Genomic DNA, 17,520 nt, shown 5'->3' with positions numbered 1-17,520 from the left:
AAACCTACATTTCAAAAGTGAGTAATTCGGTGAGTAGCTGGACTTCAATTTGAGAAAACGTTGATGAATAAAGAGATTTAAAGAATAGGTGGTTTTCCCTTCCTCTCTGCAAAAGAAGAACCCAACAATCCTGATCAAACAATAATAAATTATATTTGGTCAATATATTTTTGATTTATCATTTGTCAAATTGATGTATTTTCTCTTACATAAGCGTGACCCTTTAAGTGATTAATAATATTGTAGTTTTGTTAAAGAATCTTATCAAGGAATTTTTGTTTTAAAGAAATCATATCTTCACTCACTTTACTATCCAGAATCTTGGCATAATGCTGAGTTGTTCTTATATTTTTGTGACCGAGCATTTTACTCACACTCTCGATAGAAACCCCATTTGATAAGGTAACTGTTGTCGCAAAGGTGTGACGTGCTATATGATAGGTTAATTCTTTATTGATACCACACAGATCAGCAATTTCTTTCAGATAAGCATTCATTTTTTGATTGCTAAGAATCGGAAATAATCTTCCACTATTTACACAGGTCGGATGATTTTTATATTTCTCAACGATACATTCGGCTTGGGCAAGCAATGGAATGTTAGAGGTTGTTTTCGTTTTTTGTCGTTTGGTAAAAATCCATCGAGTTCCATCTAATCCAATATTGATGTTGTTGGTAGTTAACTTTCGAGTATCAATATATGCCAGCCCCGTATAGCAGCTAAATAAAAAAATATCTCTGACCAATGATAGTCTCATATTTTTGAAATCTTTGGTAAAAAGTTTTTCTAACTCCTGCTCATTAAGAAATACTCTTGTTACTTCATCAAATTTTGAATCATAATTCATAAATGGATCTTTTTCCAACCAACCATGATTCAAGCAAGCTCTGATGATCTTCCCAAAGTTCATGATATACTTTACGGCTGTATTGTTACCACAAAGTTTTTCAGTTCGTAGAAAAAATTCAAAATCATTGAGAAAGGCATAATTAATTTTCCTAATATCAATATCAGAAATATCATATTTCCACTGCAAAAATTCTTTGGTATGGCTTAAGCAGGTTTTATAGCGGGTTAAGGTTCCACTAGCGTACTCTTTCCCTACTAACTTCTCCATTCTGTCGTTATGATCCTGAAATATTGGTATCAGCATTCGATTTTTTTGATCTCTGCCCAATAGTCTGTTCTTAAGAATTTCACAGCTTACCGGTTCACTTTCCCATATTAGTGTATGATAGGTATCATAAACTTTCTGCTCAAATGTTTTAAGATAAAAATTAAGTGATTTGCATTCTTCTGAAGACCCTTTTACACTTTGAGCTTGGCAGTTCCATTTTGAAGGCAATACGGTGCGTTTTGTACTGATTTCAGAAATTTTTCCGTCAATAGTAATTCTCATGTAGATGGGTGCTTCTCCCTGGGTGTTAATTTTAGCTTTTTTGAGATAAAAAAGCAGGTTGAATGTCTTATTCATATGTGCCGTTTTTAAAAATTTTAAATTAAATACATTAAAAACTTCCCACAAGATGTTCAATTTCTGAATAAGCCCATGAACAGGCTTTCTTCTTACTTTTCAGTGACCTTTTTTCAACCTTTATAACAGGTCACTGAATAGGTCACTTTCAGGTTGTGGTTTTTTAGCTCCATTTGGAACAGACACAAAACAAAAAATGCTGTAAAACATCTATTTTACAGCATTTTGTACTATTTTGATTTAATAGTTGCGATCCGGACGGGACTCGAACCCGCGACCTCCGCCGTGACAGGGCGGCATTCTAACCAGCTGAACTACCGGATCTATTTTTTTTTAAAAGTAAATTGAAAAACTTTTGCGATCCGGACGGGACTCGAACCCGCGACCTCCGCCGTGACAGGGCGGCATTCTAACCAGCTGAACTACCGGATCATTTTCTGTTGTTATAAAGAACGTTGTTTCTTTTTTGTGATTGCAAAACTACAACTTTTTTTATTACCTGCAAACTATTTCTAAATAAAAAGCCCTCCAAAAACGGAAGGCCTTCATTATCAAAGTTATTTTTTACAAGTGCGCGCTTAATTTTTCAGCGATAATCTCCTTTGGAGTCACACCTACTAATTTATCAACCACTTCACCGTTCTTAAAAATCAGAACTGTAGGGATATTTCTGATGCCATACTGCATTGAAATTTCCTGATTGTTGTCTACATCAACTTTTCCTACCACTGCTTTTCCTTCAAAATCTGATGCTACTTCTTCGATGATTGGTCCCAAAGTTCTGCATGGTCCACACCATACTGCCCAAAAGTCTACCAATACCGGCTTATCTGATTTTAAAACCGTTTCCTGAAATGAGCTGTCCGTAATTTCTAAAGCCATTTTGTTTCTTTTATTTAAATTAATATTTATTTTCTTATTTCAATCCGTAATTGGATATTCAAAATTACGATTTTTAAGCAATAAGACTATCTATGCTCAACATTTGTTTTTTCTATAGCAAAATCTTTTGAAATTTCCTTCAAAGCTTCTGCCAGAGCATCGATCTCTGCTTTGGTCGTCATATGGCTGAATGAGACACGTAATGGCGTACAATGATCCATTTCGTCTTCAGAAAGCACCATCATCATCACCATCGAAGGTTTGGACGCTCCAGAAGAGCATGCGCTACCCTGAGAGACCGCTATTCCCTTCATATCCAGCTGAAGGCCTATCAATGGATTTTTATACGGAAGTAAGACACTTAAAACACTGTCAACACTATTTTCCATTTCACCGCTTCGTCCATTGAATTTAATGTTTGGAACTTCCGCAGACAATTTTTCAATAGCGTATTCTTTAATTTCTCTAATATGACTTGCATATGCCTCCATATTATTAATGCAAAGCTCCAAAGCCTTACCTAAACCAACGATACCGGAAACATTTTCAGTTCCTGCTCTCAGGCTTCTTTCCTGAGGTCCGCCAGTGATAATTCCCTTCATTCCTGTAGCCTTTCTGATAAAAGCAAACCCGATTCCTTTCGGACCATGGAATTTATGAGCACTGCATGATGCAAAATCTACAGGAATATCTGAAAAGTCAAATTTCATGTGAGCCATGGTCTTCACCGTATCAGAATGGTAAAGAGCATTGTTGGCTTTGCATAATTCTGCAATTTTTTTAATATCTACAATATTTCCAATTTCATTATTGGCATGCATTAAGCTTACTAAGGTCTTTTTATCTGAGGATTTTAAAAGCTCTTCCAGCTTATTAAGATCAATATCTCCTTTTTCATTGGGGCGAATGTAGACTACCTCTACTCCCCTTCTGCTTTTCATATCTAAAATACTCTCAGAAACACATTTATGTTCCAGAGGAGAGCTGATGATCCTTTCCACTCCAAGGTGTTCTACACTGGATTTGATGATCATATTGTTCGATTCTGTTCCGCACGAAGTAAAGATAATCTCCGCAGGAGTTACATGAAGATAGTCTGCAATCTGTCTTCTTACATTTTCGATAAGAATTTTCGCCTCCTGACCGAAGCTGTGGGTAGAAGAAGGGTTTCCGAAATTCATTTTCATGGTCCCCACCATTGCGTCTATGACTTCTTCCGCAAGAGGCGTCGTTGCAGCGTTATCTAAATATATTTTGTTCATTTTTAATTGGAATATTTTAATTCTACTGAGGTAAACTGATAATCTGAAGGAACAGCAAAAATAAACCAGGGATTTGAAAGTACCTGAATTTCCATTCCACCAGATGCTGTAGCGGGAACTTCCACGTACAGGATATTATTTTTTACGGATGTGTTTTTGATGCTGGTAATTCTGTGGCTACCCGATCTGAAAAGTCCCATATGATACAAAACCACTTTTTTGTTTCTTGGAAATTTAGGATAGTTAACGGATGGCTCTTTTTTCAAATTGATAAGACCGAAACTGCCTTTAATGGCGTTACGGAATTCCTGTTCATTCTTAATAATCGTAAATCCGGCTTCATCTTTACCGCCCTGCGCCTCAGACACCAGAAGTTCTGCATTTCCCTGCATATCTGATGATGGTTGAGATGGCGTAGCTGTACAGTTCATTAAGATTGCAGTACCTATCACAAGCAGTCTTTTCATTTTTACATTTTTACCATCCAAAATTAGTGAAAAAATTGGTAATGACCTTCATTTGCCCATTTAAGCATCTGGCGATCTCCGGAAGTATCTCCGAAAGCGATTATTTTATCGTATTTAGAGTCGTGAATTTCAGCTTTTATTCTCACCAGTTTCTCTTTTCCGTTGCAGTTTTTGCCTATGAAATTTCCTGTAAAAACTCCATTTTTAAACTCTGCACGTGTGGATACCAGCTGCATTTTCAGTTCTTCAGCAAAAGGTTTTACCCAGATATCCAGCGACGCGGTTACCAATAAACTCTGTGTATTATTCCTATCGATATTTTGTATAAAGTCAAGGGCGTTTTCCCTTACGATTTTAGGATAATGATGTTCAAAAAACTGCTTAGACTTCAATTCGATCTTTTCCTGGGTCTGTCCTTTCAGAATAGATCCGATAAAGCTTTTCTTTACTTTTTCGGTTTCTGCAAGTTTCAGTTTCAGCAGAATGAACAGAGGAACGTGTCTCAAAAACTGTATCCGGAATTTGGTAGAATCGTAGAATTTAAGGTACATAAACATTGTATCCTTATACGTCAGGGTTCCGTCAAAATCAAAACAATACAGTTTTTTCATTTTTATTAAAGCTTTAATTTTTTGAATATAAATTCAGGTATATTCCTGATAATCATCATAATAATACTCCAAACCGGCAAAACATATGCCACATTTTTTTGCTTTTTGAATGCTTTATAAATGCATGCAGCCGCCTGTTTGGGAGTTGCAGTCAGTTTAGGATTTAAGGGCAGTCCTTCCGTCATTTTCGTTGCCATAAAGCCCGGTTTAACGGTAAGAACATGTACTTTTTTCTCAAAAAGATAGTTTCTAAGACCGCTAAGATAAGCCGTAAAAGCCGCTTTTGCGCTACCATAGATAAAATTACTCTGTCTTCCTCGATCTCCGGCTACCGATGAAAGTCCGATAATGGTTCCGGATCTTCTGCTTTCGAACTTCTGTGCAAAATAGTTCATCACAGGAATCAGTTTTGAATAATTAATAGTAATGATTCTTTCTGTATTCCTGTTGTCATAAAGACCTTCCTCTGTCCCATCTCCCAAATAACCTACAGCACAAAATAATACATTTGAACTGACATGATCAAATGTAGTGTAATCAATTTCTTTCATCAGATCAATTTCGATGACTTCAGACTGCTGCAGAAATTTGACATCAATATGTCTTGCAAATCTTTCCGTTGTCTCTTTATTTGAAGTGAAAAGGTATATTTTTTCAAACTTTTCTCCTTCCTGAAGAGCCTTTTCCACAAAAGCCTGCGCCACTTCAGACGTACTTCCCAGAACTATCATTATGAATTGTTGTTTATGATTCTTTTGTGCTGTAAAGACACAAATTTTGAACTTTGAATATTTTTAAGGTAATTCGTGAGTGAAGACCTGCTCATGCTGTCTTTCGTAAGATAAATCCTACCTCCGAACTGCTGCACGGTATCATCTAATTTTTCTACCAGTTTCTTCAGTTTTGAATTCACTTTAAAGTCAAGGGCCAGTGTATAGCCTTCGAAAGGAAATGAATTGTAAGCCTCCGGATTGTTTTTCCCGAAGAGTTTTAAAACCGCTAAAAACGATCCGTTTCCACTTGCTGCAATAGTTTCAAGGATCTGTTTCATTCCTTCTTTTCCTGCTTCTTTAGGAATTACCATCTGGTATTGGATAAATCCTGATTTTCCATAGATCTTATTCCAGTCGGTGATGGCATCCAGCGGATAGAAAAAGGTTTCGTAGTCGATGAAAGACTTCACTTCTTTCTTAGTCTGCTTTTTGTAATACAGCAGATTGAATATTTTCACGGTCAGTGCATTCAGAACAAATCCCGGAAAATAAAACGGAACAGTAGGCTGAAATTTTTTCTTCAGTCTTAGGGGCTGTTTGGTCAGATTTTGAGGTAGTTCATGCTGAAAGGCGTGTTCTCCTCTCATCAGAATACTTCTTCCCAGATCTTTTCCTTTTTGCAGACAGTCTATCCACGCTACAGTATACGTCCAGTTCTCACTTTCTTCAAAGAGTCTGAAAATTTCATCCAGATTCTCGGCTTTAATGCTTTCCTGACGGATGTAGGCAGATTCTATATTTTTAAGCTTAAATTTTACGGTAAGAATAATTCCGGTAAGTCCCATTCCACCAATAGTAGCCCAGAATTTATCAGAATTTTCTTCTCTTGAGCATGTGATGATTTCTCCTCTTTCGGTCATCAGCTTAAATTCAATCACATATTCTGAAAAGCAACCTTCTGCATGATGGTTTTTCCCGTGAACATCTGAAGCAATAGCTCCTCCCACGGAAATAAATTTGGTTCCCGGTGTTACGTACAGAAAATATCCCTGTGGAACTGAAATTTCAAGTACATCTGAAAGCAACACTCCAGATTCACATTCTATGACCCCGTTGAGACGATCGAAACTGATGAATTTATTTAATTTTTTAGTGGAAAATATGGTTTCTCCCAGAGAAGCGTCGCCGTAGCATCTTCCGTTTCCTCTGGCAATAATTTCGTTATGATTAAGTACAAACTCCTTGATTCTTTTGAAGCTGTCCTCAGATCTCATTTCTTTTTCTACTACCGGGAAATTGCCCCAGTTAGTAACTTTCTGTGTGAAATTCGGCTTCATTTTTTAAAATAAATCTGGATTAAAAATGCGGCTACCCAAAGTACCAAAGTCACCTGGATATACCGGTCTCTGTAGACAATTTTTGTAGGAGATTCTGTTCTGTTGTATACTAAAGTCTGCTGCAGATATCTTAAAAAAGCAAAGACTACAAATATAACGGTATAAAAAACCCGCTGATGAAATCTTCCCTGAACTTCAGGTGAAAGGGTAAACATCAGATAGCAGACGATAGCTAGCGTTACTGAAATAGACAGGGCAATATCTGCAAACTGTACATTGTATCCGTCTAAGGCCTTTCTTGTCTTTCCTGAAACCTGTGCATTAATCAGCTCTCCTCTTCTTTTTCCAATGGCTAAAACAAGAGCCAGCACGAAAGTCAGCAGGATCGCCCACTGTGAGATCCCTATTCCGGTGATGTATCCGCCTGCTAAAACTCTCAGTACAAAACCAGTAGCAATGATAAAAATATCAATGATCGGAACGTGCTTCAGTTTAAAGGTATACGCGAGATTGATCACAATATAAAGTCCTATGATCGTGGCAAATTTCCATAAAGGTTCGTGAAAATAAAGTTGAGCAAGACCTACCAACGCAACATCAACAATAACGAGTGCTGCAAGAATGCTTAAGGCTTTTGGTTTTGAAATAGCACCGCTTGCGAGAGGTCTTCTTCTTTTTTCGGGATGCTTACTGTCGGCCTCTATATCGTTATAATCATTGAGAATATAGACTACACTTGCTGCGAGGGAAAAGATAATAAATGCAAAGATGCTTTTGCTTAGTAAGTCTATGTTTGTAATGTTTCCCGAAAAGAACAGAGGAACAAAAACAAACAGGTTTTTCACCCATTGCTCCACCCGGAGGAGTTTAAGATATTTCTTCATTTATGTTAATTCAGTTACAAAAATAGCAAATTCAAAATTCATAGCATAAAAATACAAAAAAAACCGCCGGAGCGGTCTTTTACGAAAATATTTATATATTAAATTAATTACTGCCCTTGCTTGGCGTCATTAATCATTTTCTCATTAGCTGTAATAGCGAATTCTACTCTTCTGTTTTTAGCTCTTCCTTCTTCAGTATCGTTGCTTGCCACAGGCATAGATTCACCTTCACCTTTTGTCATCATTCTTGCAGAAGCGATTCCTTTTCCCGATAAGTAAGCTTTTACTGCATCTGCTCTTCTTTGAGAAAGAGATAAGTTATAAGAATCTGCACCTTTGCTGTCTGTATGACCGTAGATGTTGATGTTTGTATCCGGGTTGTCAGCAAGAACCTGAGCTAATTTATTTAGGTTGGTCTGTGCAACAGAAGTTAAGTTTGAAGAATCAAAAGCAAAGTTTACGATGCTTTCATTCATGGTAATCTTAATACCATCACCTACTCTTTCCACTTCAGCACCTGGTAAAGTTTCTTTAATCTGCTTAGCTTGTTTATCCATTTTGTTACCGATCACGTTACCTGCAACACCACCGATAATACCTCCCAATACTGCTCCTAAAGCTGAGTTTTTACCACTTCCTACATTATTCCCCAAAATACCTCCGATTACAGCTCCAGATGCAACACCTACTGCTGTACCTCTCTGCTGGTGGTTAGAATTCTGAACAGCTTCACAGCTGGTTAATAATAATGCTGATGATAAGAAAAGAGCTCCTATATATGTTTTAGTAAATTTCATTTTTTTGATCTTTTATGTTGATAAATTATTTCATGAATGTTCTCTGAAAGTTGTAAACAACCTGCACTGTATTTCCATCAAATGGAACACTTTGTACAAGGGAGAACTGATCTGTAGACTGGTTGGTAATCGTTAAAGAATATCCTGCAAGATTTTGCTTAGCTTTAGTTCCTTCAGCGATTTTTTTAAACATGAAAGTATTGCCGTCTTTTACTTCAAATTTGATTGGCTGAGTAATGCTTGGGCAAGCTCCTCCTCCGTTTAAAGTGTAGGCACCGGTGTAATTATTTGGGATTAATCTCCAATGGCTTCCTACAAAACACTGAGCATCTGCACCTTCGTCAAAAGGCTTGATCTTGAATCCTTTTTCATAATCAACGCTGACAATCTGCCAGTCGCCTTTTAATTTAAGATATTCAACTCTTTGGTTTTGTGATGTTTCTGCTTTTTTCACTGAGGAACAAGACACTGCAAAAAGTGATGTTCCAATCATCCCTGCAAGTAGTAACTTTTTCATTTTGTTGTTTATTATTTTGTTACTTATAAAGTTACAAAAAACCGTGCCAAATTGAAAAATAAAAATAAAAAAAGTCCGAAAATTTCGGACTTTAAATGGTTTCTCCTTATATACAGGGAGATATATTATTTTTTAACAGCCTTTTTTACGGATTTCGCAGGCTTCTTCGATGGTGAAGATTTTCCGTTGTAGAAATTCGTGTAAGCATATTCAGCTGCTTTCTGAAGATCGATAACCCCTCCGGCCTGAGAATACTCCGGAAATTTGTTCTCTGAGCTCAGATTGCTGCTCTTTACAAGCGCTTCAATGATCTGATCAGGTTTAAGGTTGGGCATATAAGCCAATAATACGGCTGCTGCTCCTGCTACTACAGGCGATGCCATAGAAGTTCCCTGAAGATATTTATATTCGTTTTTAGGTACTGTAGAATAGATTTCTTCTCCTGGTGCGAAAACGTTAACCATTTTCTTGTTGTAATTGGAGAAATCTGCTCGCAGTTCGTTATTTCTGTTGGTGCTGGCTCCTACTACCAATACGTTAGTTACAAAAGGCTTCTCATCTGTAACATTTTTAAAGTTCGTAGGGAATGCAAGGTGTTCTGCAACATCTTCATTTTCGTTACCTGCTGCTTTCACCAAAAGAACTCCTTTGTCTTCAGCATATTTAAAAGCATCCCAAACTACATTTTTCCCTGGAGAAACTGGCTTCCCGAAACTCATATTTAACACTTTAGCTCCGTTGTCCACGGCATATCTGATCGCGTTGGCTACATCTTTATCTCTTTCATCTCCGTTTGGAACGGTTCTTACAGACATGATTTTAGCTACTTTAGAAGCTACCCCATACTGTATTTCTTTGCCTTGCGGAAGACCGGCGATAATACCGGCAACGTGTGTTCCGTGTTCTGCATCAGGTCCTTCGTAGTCATTGTTTCCGTAGATTTTTTCAGCATAATCGTCATAGTTATCGCCTACAATTTCTTTTCTCGGATCATAGCTCAGATCGTACTGCTTAGATTGTGGTGCATAATGATCGATTGCTTCTTTCATTTGCTCTTTCATCAGTTTTTCGAAATCTGCAGAAGATTTCCCTTTGAATTCCGGGCTTTGAGAAACCTGCCCCAGAACCTGCACCGCGATAGCATCTTTCTGGTCCGTAGGAGGTTTAATTCCCTGTAAGGTTTCAGCAGTTACAGACTTACCTCCCAACAATTTTACCATATTAGGGATCAAACTGTTGATCATTGTATAAGTCTGAAGATTCTGTTTTGCTTCAATACTTTTTTTGTTGAAAAGTTCTTTAGACTTCATGTACATCGCAAAGTCTTCCGGCATTTTCGCCTGGTTCGCTTTGTTTTTTGCAGAATCGTCACCTTCGAAAACCGGTTTGTATTTAGCAACAACTCTGGTCACCTCCATATTGTCGATATCAATATCACCGTTTTTCCCACCGATAAAGTTCCAGCCGTGTACATCATCAATGTATCCGTTTCCATCGTCATCTTTTCCGTTTCCGGGAACTTCGTTAGGATTTGACCATACGTTTTTCACAAGACCCGGGTGATCTACCTGAACACCACTGTCTAAAACTCCTACTACCACAGTTTTAGGCTTAAGACCTTTGGATTCTAAATATTTATAAGCGTTTGCCGTATTTACTCCGTATACTTTTGAGGTTGAGAAATCTTTATGATACCAAGTCATGAGATCTTTATCTTCTTTGGGATCAATGCTTTTAGCCTGAGCTTCCTGAGCATAAGAGAAACTAAAACCTGTCAGAAAAACAGCTGCTAATAATACCTTTTTCATATGTTGATATTTACTTTAAAGTTATATACAATCGCCATTGTCATTGGTTTATTTTCCAGAGAATTCTTTTAACGGCGATTTTATCTTAGTATGATTGTTTAATATTTTTTATATAAGTCAGAGTTTCAGGACCTTTGTTACAAATAAGGTCTAAAATTGACAAATCCTCTAAAAATCCTAATTTATCTGAGAAGGTCTGGTAATATTCTTCCATCTGAAATTCAGAAGGATGTTTAGCCGAGAACTTTTCTCTGAAATTAATGCTTTCAGGATTTTTGATATATTCTTCATTCAAAGACTGTGCCTTTTCTGTTTTAAGGATCTGCTGTATAACTTCCAGTCCTTTCAGGTTGAAATCAAGAAGAAATTTCTCATTCAGATCATATATTTTTCTGAATTTATCTTCATAGTATTCAAAATAAGGTGAGCTCTGATAGGCCGTTTTGATAGATTTCCAGTGCAGGTTTCTCCAGTCTTCCCTGTAAGAAATCTCCGTATCTTTAAATTCTCTCTTACCTTTATGATTAATAGGGATTATTAAAGAAAGCTTTCCATTAGCCCCATAGATGTTGGTTCTGTTTCTGTAGGTCTGCTTCGGAAAATTTTCAAACTGTTCAAATACAATCTCGTTCTCAGGATTTAAAAACACTGAAAACCATGAAATCGGGGGCATATAAAATACCGGCAATAATACATTTGTCATATTCATCATATTAAAAAATGAAGTATTTTTTCAAATACTTCATTCTATCTTTAAGTTTTAGATTCAATTATATCTCTTCTTCCTTTTTCTTCTTTCCGAATAATTTCATGAAATATTCCCATCCGAAGAACAGTAAAAGAATAATAGCTGCAACCCACCAGTATGAAGTTTTGTTGGCTTCTCCCGTATTGGTTGCTTTAAACATTCTGTCCCAACGTACTTTGAACGGAGCCTGATACGTAGAGCTGCTGTCTGAGAAAGCTCCCTGAAGACTCATCCATGTAAACATCGGTTTTCCTACAATGTTTTCTTCTGGAACGAAACCAAAGAATCTTGCATCTAAGGAAGCATCTCTGTTATCCCCTACCATCATATAATAATCCTGTTGGATCGTATATTGTGTAGTTTCTTTTCCATTGATGAAAATCTTTCCGTTTTTGTTTTCCAGACGGTTGTGTTCGTACTGAGAAATAATCCATTTGTATTCCGGTAAGGTTTCCTGATTAAGTGTGACAACATCTCCTTTTTTAGGAATCTTTAATGGTCCATACCAATCCTGGTTCCACGCTTTGTTGATCGGGAAAATAGATTGTGTGGTATCAATTTTTGTTTTGGCTTCGTCTCTGTAATATACCGCTGCTTCACCTTTTGGTGTAACATCTTCTTTCATGTCTATAACCTGAGGAAGCTGCTTGATTTCTTTAGCCGTTTTGTCTGTCAGTCCCTGGAAAGCATAAATATATCCTTTCTCTCCCTGAATCTCCTGTACCGGTAAGAATCCGTAGGTATTATATAGTCCTGGAATATCAAGCTGACTGCCTGTATTCACAATATATCTGTGCTGAACTTCCTGGTCACCTAAAACCGTTTCTGGTTTACCATTGACGAAAAGTCTTCCGGCTCTCATTTCAAAAGTATCACCTGCTACAGCCACACATCTTTTAACATAAGGATCTTTTCTATCAATTGCTGTATGCACGGAATCTCTTGGATAGTTGAAAACAACCACATCATTTTTCTGAGGCTTTCCGAACTCGAAAATTCTTGTATAAGGAAGTTTTATGCCATCAACATATGATTTTGGATCATCTTTCGGATTTCCTTTCTGACCTGTATCCATAATGGTTCCCTGAAGGAATGGTATAGCCACAGGACGCATTGGCATTCTGTATCCGTAGCTCCATTTGTTCACAAAAAGGAAGTCACCTACAAGAAGTGTTCTTTCCATGGATCCTGTAGGAATCCCGAACGGCTGCGTTACAAAAACGTGGATGATGGTTGCAAAAACTACGGCAAAAGTAATAGACCCCATGAAAGTATCTTTCTTTTTTGCACTTTTCTCTTCATCGGTAATGAAAAGGTCGTTGGCATTTACATCTTCTACTTCTGCATCTTTAGAATAGTTCACCGTAGCCATATAGATAAACGGCAGGATCACGGTAAGAAGCTGGTGCTGAAACAGGGTCTTTCCAAATTTCTTCATCAGATAGATATGGAAAACAGACATCATAATAGGCCCTACTATCGGAAGATAGGACAGGATTGCCCACCATTTCGGATGGTCTGTTTCCTTTAAAATAATGAAATAATTATAGAAAGGTATAAATGCAAATAAGGGACTGTGCCCCATTTTTTTGAACAGTTTCCAAGTGGAAATCCCCATCAGTACAGACAAAATGAGAACATATACTGTGTAAGTTAAAAAATAATTCATAGTTTTTTCTGTGCCTATTCTAAATATATAAATGATAAATGATGAATAATAAATGATTACAGCGTTCTGCTATTTATAATTTACTATTCATCATTTCCCTTGTATTGGTCTGCAATTTAAAGAATTTGTTACAAATTAAAGCCCCAAAACGTCTTTCATGGTGAAGTTTCCTTTTTTATCTTTAATCCATTCTGCAGCGACTACAGCTCCGAGTGCAAACCCGTTTCTGTTGAAGGCAGTATGCTTAATTTCAATTTCATCTACTTCACTTTTATAATAAACGCTGTGGGTTCCCGGAACTTCATCTTCACGGATGGCGAATATTCCCAATTCTTTGCCTTGGGTTTCTTCCAGTTTCCACGCGTTAAATTTAGGATTATTTTTGATGATTCCTTCAGCAATGGAAATTGCCGTTCCGCTGGGAGCATCTTTTTTGTGGACGTGGTGAATTTCTTCCAGTTGGCAGGAGTATTCATCCACATTTTTCATGATATCGGCTACTTTTTCGTTCAGGGCAAAAAACAGATTGACACCTAAACTAAAATTGGAACCATATAAAAACGCGCTGTCGTTGTCTACAGCCAAGTTTTCAACTTCTTCTTTTTTCTCCAGCCAACCTGTAGTTCCGCAGATTACAGGAATTTTATGTTCAAGACATGCTTTGATATTATCATAAGCCACTTCCGGTAATGAAAATTCGATCGCTACGTCAGGATTATTAAGATTTTCAGCGGTTGGAGTTTCTTTCAGGCGGGCAACGATTTCGTGACCTCTTTTCTGTGCGATCTCATCAATGATCTTCCCCATTTTACCGTATCCAACTAATGCTATTCTCATGTGATATCTTATTTATGATGATGGTATCAGCCCTTCGGCTCATATCAACTTTATTACAATTCTGTTTTAAAATCTATAACTTAAACTTAAACCTGTTTTCGGAGTAGAATATCCATACTGATCCTGAATTACGGTAGGCGCAAAACTAAGATCCGGGTCATGCCGGCTCTCGTAAAGATGGGCATCTACCACGGCATCCACAATGTTCAGAATGTAAATAAGACCTGTGATGGCAATCGCGTAATCACGCTGTCTTTTATATCTGTCCTGGGCATTTCCAAAAGCTTTTTTATCCAGCCATGGGTGGCTGTCCACAAACTCATTAGGTGTTCCGTTAAGCTTGGCTACATAATATTCCCGGTATTTCTTGTATTGATTATTACTCCAGATGGTATATCCAATACCGGCTCCTACAGCACCCCATACAATAGGAATTTTAATGTACCTTTTGTTGTAATACTGCCCAAGCCCCGGAAACACTGCAGAATACAGTCCGGCTCTTGTTGGGTTCAGTTTGATGGTTTTTTTTGTGGGTCCGTTTGCATTTTCAAGATCTTCTATGATCTTAGCTTCTGTTTTCACAGGTTTTGCCGGCTTTGAAGGCTTAGTGATCACCGCAACACTGTCTTTAGGAAGAGGTCCCATACGAACTGTATCGCCAGGAACTACCTGCGAATAAGCGAAAGCAAAAGTGCACAAAAAAAATGTGAAAAATATTTTCTTCATTATTTAATATGGGATAAAATATACTCCAGTTCTTCTTCATTTTTGAAGTCCAGGACTATTTTACCTTTTTTACCGTTTCCGGAGGTTTTGATCTCTACTTTTACGTCTAAAATATCAGCGATCGTTTTCTGGGCTCTCTTAAAGTTGTTGGAAAGCTCAGCATTTATTTTTTTCGCTGCCGGTGATTTAGGGTTTTTCAATGCGGTGGCAGCCTGTTCAGCCTGACGCACATTGAGTTTTTCTTTGATGATCAGATCAAATAGAATCTGCTGATGCTCTTCACTTTCAAGACTGATGATGGCTCTTCCGTGTCCGGCAGAGATTTCACCACTTCTGATCGCGTTCTGAATATCCGGATTCAATCTCAATAGTCTGATTGAGTTGGTAATGGTACTTCTGTCCTTCCCTACTCTCTGGCTCAGGTTTTCCTGAGTAAGACCAATCTCATCCAAAAGTCTCTGGTAAGTCAAAGCGATCTCGATAGCATCCAGATCTTCTCTCTGAATATTTTCAACAAGAGCCATTTCCAGAAGCTCCTGGTCATTCACTAAACGGATATAGGCAGGAATCGTCGGAAGCCCGGCAATTTTACTGGCACGGTAACGTCTTTCCCCTGATATGATCTCGAATTTCTCGCCGTCTTTTCTTAAAGTAACCGGTTGGATTACCCCTAAGTTTGTGATCGACAGGGCAAGTTCGTTTAATGCTTTTTCATCAAAATAAGTTCTCGGCTGGGTCGGATTCGGATAAATATCTTCCAGAGCTACCTCTACGATATTTCCTACAAACTTATCTGCTCCTTCATCGGTAGCGGAGTTGATACTCGCTTTGGATTCAGCACTTAGAATAGCGCCCAAACCACGTCCCATAGCTCTTTTTTTGTCCTTCATAGATATAATTGATAAATGATAATTAATAAGTGATGATGTGCATTCACTTAGGATCCATTTATTATTAAATTAATTTTTTACTAAATTTTCGTTCTTCAGCAAAACTTCTTCTGCTAGCTGAATGTACTGGATAGCACCTTTACTTTCTGCATCGTAGTTCAGGATACTTTCACCAAAACTAGGTGCTTCACTTAATCTTACATTTCTGCTGATAATGGTTTCAAAAACCATGTCCGGGAAATGAGAATTCACTTCTTCCACTACCTGATTGGATAATCTCAATCGGCTGTCGTACATGGTAAGAAGAAGACCTTCGATACCCAAATCTTTGTTGTGGATCTTCTGTACATTTTTTACTGTGTTCAAAAGCTTTCCTAACCCTTCCAATGCGAAATACTCACACTGAATCGGGATGATCACAGAATCTGCTGCCGTAAGCGCATTTACTGTAATAAGTCCTAAACTCGGTGCACAATCGATGATGATATAGTCATAATCATCTCTCACTTCCGCCAATGCTTTTTTCAGCATGTACTCACGGTTTTCTTTGTCCACGAGCTCAATTTCTGCTGCTACCAGGTCAATATGCGAAGGGATAATATCCAAATTGGGAGTCGCGGTTCTTTTGATACAGGTTCTTGTATCTGCGCTGTGCTCTAGAAGATTATAGGTAGAATACTGAACGTCTTCCACACCAAGCCCCGAGGTTGCATTAGCCTGCGGATCGGCATCAATGATCAATATTCTTTTTTCCAATACCCCCAATGCTGCCGCCAAGTTTACAGCTGTGGTAGTTTTTCCAACTCCTCCTTTTTGATTAGCGATACCTATGATTTTTGCCATTATTAGAACTTTAGGTTTCAAAAATACACTTTTTTCTTTGCTCTCGATGAGTGATGAAATTCAAAATTGAGTTAAAATATTGTTAATAAACACTTTAGCAATAAAAAAAATTATCCACAAAAAAAATTCTTTGTGGATAACTATCAAGATTTGTTTTTCATCAACTATTCAAAGTTCATCGAAATCGGAAATTTGAAATAACTTCTTACGGATTCCCCTTGCTTATTTTTAGCAGGTTTCCATAAACCCTTAATATTTTTAATGGTTCTGATGGCTTCATTATTAAAGTCAGCATCCTTGCCATTTGCTTTTAATCCTGAGATAGTTCCGTCTTTTTCTACAATAAAGGTGATCACCGTTTTCATAGTACCTCCATCGTCTCCAAATCCTGAACCGTCAAAATTGTTCATTACTTTATTTCTGAATGAATCAATTCCTCCTGCAAATACGGCTTCAGAAGCCAGTTCTGTAGGATCTGCGATATGATTATCATCTACTTTTGGAGCTGTCGGAGGAGTATACTTTACAACTGGACCAGTTCCAATAACAGGAGGAGGAGGAAGATAGCTATCAGATTTTACAGGTTCTCCTTTTAGGTTATCTACCAGCCCTGGAGTTGCATCTTTAGGCTTATCTTGTTTAATTGGCTCTATAGCATCACTTTTAGGTGTTGGCACAGAAGTATCTACTTGTTTCACGTTTGGCGGAGCAACAGGCTGTACAGGTTTTACAATTTCTACAGGCGGTTTCGGCTGATCATCAACTTTTTTTAGTTTAATCACTACTGGTGGGCCATCTACAGGTACGTGAACAGACGATCCATTCGTAAAAGCCGAAATCACAAGAGGTGTTATCGAAATGGCAGCCAATAAACTCACCCCCACAAAAAGTGCTTTGGTTAATATTCTATCTGATTCATTTCTTAATGCATAGGCACCGTATTCTTTGTTTCGGTGCTCGAACAGAACTTCGTTGAAACGAAATTCCTGGTTTTGGTTTAGGTGTTTCATCACTATTAAATATTTAAACTGTTAAAATCAGTGATTATTAGTTT

At 37.6% G+C, this 17,520-nt stretch carries 18 protein-coding genes and 2 tRNA genes; all 20 read right to left on the bottom strand.

The window, feature by feature from the left end:
* Positions 1-251: 251 nt before the first annotated feature.
* The 20 genes from BUA72_RS08940 to BUA72_RS08845 all read right to left on the bottom strand — a co-directional run bounded on the left by BUA72_RS08940 (position 252) and on the right by BUA72_RS08845 (position 17,476).
* On the bottom strand, positions 252-1,475 hold the full coding sequence (locus tag BUA72_RS08940) for a site-specific integrase (RefSeq protein WP_072922655.1): 1,224 nt from the start codon (positions 1,473-1,475) through the stop codon (positions 252-254).
* A gap of 250 nt (positions 1,476-1,725) precedes the next feature.
* Positions 1,726-1,799: transfer RNA gene (locus BUA72_RS08935), tRNA-Asp, on the bottom strand.
* A gap of 34 nt (positions 1,800-1,833) precedes the next feature.
* Positions 1,834-1,907: transfer RNA gene (locus BUA72_RS08930), tRNA-Asp, on the bottom strand.
* Between the two features lie 132 nt (positions 1,908-2,039).
* Positions 2,040-2,357 (bottom strand): thioredoxin, encoded by a 318-nt coding sequence (gene trxA, locus BUA72_RS08925; RefSeq protein ID WP_034730057.1) that lies wholly within the window; start codon positions 2,355-2,357, stop codon positions 2,040-2,042.
* Positions 2,358-2,443: 86 nt separating this feature from the next.
* A complete protein-coding gene (locus BUA72_RS08920) occupies positions 2,444-3,619 on the bottom strand; it encodes a cysteine desulfurase family protein (protein WP_072922654.1) in 1,176 nt (391 codons plus the stop codon).
* Between the two features lie 2 nt (positions 3,620-3,621).
* Complete coding sequence (locus BUA72_RS08915; protein ID WP_047456351.1) at positions 3,622-4,086, bottom strand: hypothetical protein; 465 nt, start codon at positions 4,084-4,086, stop codon at positions 3,622-3,624.
* 23 nt (positions 4,087-4,109) lie between these two features.
* Positions 4,110-4,697 carry an HAD-IB family hydrolase gene (locus BUA72_RS08910; RefSeq protein ID WP_034730062.1) on the bottom strand — a complete coding sequence of 196 codons (588 nt, stop codon included), beginning with the start codon at positions 4,695-4,697 and terminating at the stop codon, positions 4,110-4,112.
* A gap of 5 nt (positions 4,698-4,702) precedes the next feature.
* Complete coding sequence (locus BUA72_RS08905) at positions 4,703-5,428, bottom strand: SDR family NAD(P)-dependent oxidoreductase (RefSeq protein ID WP_072922653.1); 726 nt, start codon at positions 5,426-5,428, stop codon at positions 4,703-4,705.
* Positions 5,428-6,747 carry an FAD-binding oxidoreductase gene (locus BUA72_RS08900; RefSeq protein ID WP_072922652.1) on the bottom strand — a complete coding sequence of 440 codons (1,320 nt, stop codon included), beginning with the start codon at positions 6,745-6,747 and terminating at the stop codon, positions 5,428-5,430. Before BUA72_RS08900 ends, BUA72_RS08905 begins: the two co-directional genes overlap by 1 nt.
* Positions 6,744-7,631: a decaprenyl-phosphate phosphoribosyltransferase gene (locus BUA72_RS08895; RefSeq protein WP_034730069.1), complete on the bottom strand. Its 888-nt coding sequence runs from the start codon at positions 7,629-7,631 to the stop codon at positions 6,744-6,746. The genes BUA72_RS08900 and BUA72_RS08895 overlap by 4 nt, the downstream gene beginning before the upstream one ends.
* A gap of 107 nt (positions 7,632-7,738) precedes the next feature.
* Positions 7,739-8,428 (bottom strand): YiaD family glycine zipper/OmpA-like lipoprotein, encoded by a 690-nt coding sequence (locus BUA72_RS08890; RefSeq protein WP_047456264.1) that lies wholly within the window; start codon positions 8,426-8,428, stop codon positions 7,739-7,741.
* 25 nt (positions 8,429-8,453) lie between these two features.
* On the bottom strand, positions 8,454-8,945 hold the full coding sequence (locus BUA72_RS08885; protein ID WP_034730073.1) for a lipocalin family protein: 492 nt from the start codon (positions 8,943-8,945) through the stop codon (positions 8,454-8,456).
* Positions 8,946-9,070: 125 nt separating this feature from the next.
* Complete coding sequence (locus tag BUA72_RS08880; RefSeq protein WP_072922651.1) at positions 9,071-10,753, bottom strand: S8 family serine peptidase; 1,683 nt, start codon at positions 10,751-10,753, stop codon at positions 9,071-9,073.
* Between the two features lie 85 nt (positions 10,754-10,838).
* Complete coding sequence (locus BUA72_RS08875; protein ID WP_175548894.1) at positions 10,839-11,462, bottom strand: WbqC family protein; 624 nt, start codon at positions 11,460-11,462, stop codon at positions 10,839-10,841.
* A gap of 61 nt (positions 11,463-11,523) precedes the next feature.
* Positions 11,524-13,170 (bottom strand): signal peptidase I, encoded by a 1,647-nt coding sequence (gene lepB / locus BUA72_RS08870; protein WP_072922650.1) that lies wholly within the window; start codon positions 13,168-13,170, stop codon positions 11,524-11,526.
* 135 nt (positions 13,171-13,305) lie between these two features.
* Entirely contained in the window at positions 13,306-14,007 is a 702-nt protein-coding gene (gene dapB / locus BUA72_RS08865; RefSeq protein ID WP_072922649.1) for a 4-hydroxy-tetrahydrodipicolinate reductase, read from the bottom strand.
* 66 nt (positions 14,008-14,073) lie between these two features.
* A complete protein-coding gene (locus BUA72_RS08860) occupies positions 14,074-14,733 on the bottom strand; it encodes a DUF5683 domain-containing protein (protein WP_072922648.1) in 660 nt (219 codons plus the stop codon).
* The gene (locus BUA72_RS08855) at positions 14,733-15,623 is read right to left on the bottom strand and encodes a ParB/RepB/Spo0J family partition protein (RefSeq protein ID WP_034730087.1); all 891 of its coding nucleotides are present in this window, start codon (positions 15,621-15,623) and stop codon (positions 14,733-14,735) included. The genes BUA72_RS08860 and BUA72_RS08855 overlap by 1 nt, the downstream gene beginning before the upstream one ends.
* 69 nt (positions 15,624-15,692) lie before the next feature.
* Positions 15,693-16,466, bottom strand: a complete 774-nt coding sequence (locus BUA72_RS08850; RefSeq protein ID WP_034730090.1) for a ParA family protein — start codon at positions 16,464-16,466, stop codon at positions 15,693-15,695.
* 164 nt (positions 16,467-16,630) lie between these two features.
* Complete coding sequence (locus BUA72_RS08845; RefSeq protein WP_072922647.1) at positions 16,631-17,476, bottom strand: energy transducer TonB; 846 nt, start codon at positions 17,474-17,476, stop codon at positions 16,631-16,633.
* Positions 17,477-17,520 lie beyond the last annotated feature (44 nt).

The sequence above is a fragment of the Chryseobacterium sp. OV279 genome (assembly GCF_900128945.1).
Taxonomy (GTDB): Bacteria; Bacteroidota; Bacteroidia; order Flavobacteriales; family Weeksellaceae; genus Chryseobacterium.
Note: the sequence above shows the minus strand (reverse complement) of the source record. Positions and strands in the feature narration are given on the sequence as shown.

Coding starts and splice junctions, on each gene's coding strand:
- BUA72_RS08940 (WP_072922655.1), bottom strand. CDS start 1,475: ATGAATAAGACATTCAACCTGCTTTTTTATCTCAAAAAAGCTAAAATT.
- trxA (WP_034730057.1), bottom strand. CDS start 2,357: ATGGCTTTAGAAATTACGGACAGCTCATTTCAGGAAACGGTTTTAAAA.
- BUA72_RS08920 (WP_072922654.1), bottom strand. CDS start 3,619: ATGAACAAAATATATTTAGATAACGCTGCAACGACGCCTCTTGCGGAA.
- BUA72_RS08915 (WP_047456351.1), bottom strand. CDS start 4,086: ATGAAAAGACTGCTTGTGATAGGTACTGCAATCTTAATGAACTGTACA.
- BUA72_RS08910 (WP_034730062.1), bottom strand. CDS start 4,697: ATGAAAAAACTGTATTGTTTTGATTTTGACGGAACCCTGACGTATAAG.
- BUA72_RS08905 (WP_072922653.1), bottom strand. CDS start 5,428: ATGATAGTTCTGGGAAGTACGTCTGAAGTGGCGCAGGCTTTTGTGGAA.
- BUA72_RS08900 (WP_072922652.1), bottom strand. CDS start 6,747: ATGAAGCCGAATTTCACACAGAAAGTTACTAACTGGGGCAATTTCCCG.
- BUA72_RS08895 (WP_034730069.1), bottom strand. CDS start 7,631: ATGAAGAAATATCTTAAACTCCTCCGGGTGGAGCAATGGGTGAAAAAC.
- BUA72_RS08890 (WP_047456264.1), bottom strand. CDS start 8,428: ATGAAATTTACTAAAACATATATAGGAGCTCTTTTCTTATCATCAGCA.
- BUA72_RS08885 (WP_034730073.1), bottom strand. CDS start 8,945: ATGAAAAAGTTACTACTTGCAGGGATGATTGGAACATCACTTTTTGCA.
- BUA72_RS08880 (WP_072922651.1), bottom strand. CDS start 10,753: ATGAAAAAGGTATTATTAGCAGCTGTTTTTCTGACAGGTTTTAGTTTC.
- BUA72_RS08875 (WP_175548894.1), bottom strand. CDS start 11,462: ATGAATATGACAAATGTATTATTGCCGGTATTTTATATGCCCCCGATT.
- lepB (WP_072922650.1), bottom strand. CDS start 13,170: ATGAATTATTTTTTAACTTACACAGTATATGTTCTCATTTTGTCTGTA.
- dapB (WP_072922649.1), bottom strand. CDS start 14,007: ATGAGAATAGCATTAGTTGGATACGGTAAAATGGGGAAGATCATTGAT.
- BUA72_RS08860 (WP_072922648.1), bottom strand. CDS start 14,733: ATGAAGAAAATATTTTTCACATTTTTTTTGTGCACTTTTGCTTTCGCT.
- BUA72_RS08855 (WP_034730087.1), bottom strand. CDS start 15,623: ATGAAGGACAAAAAAAGAGCTATGGGACGTGGTTTGGGCGCTATTCTA.
- BUA72_RS08850 (WP_034730090.1), bottom strand. CDS start 16,466: ATGGCAAAAATCATAGGTATCGCTAATCAAAAAGGAGGAGTTGGAAAA.
- BUA72_RS08845 (WP_072922647.1), bottom strand. CDS start 17,476: ATGAAACACCTAAACCAAAACCAGGAATTTCGTTTCAACGAAGTTCTG.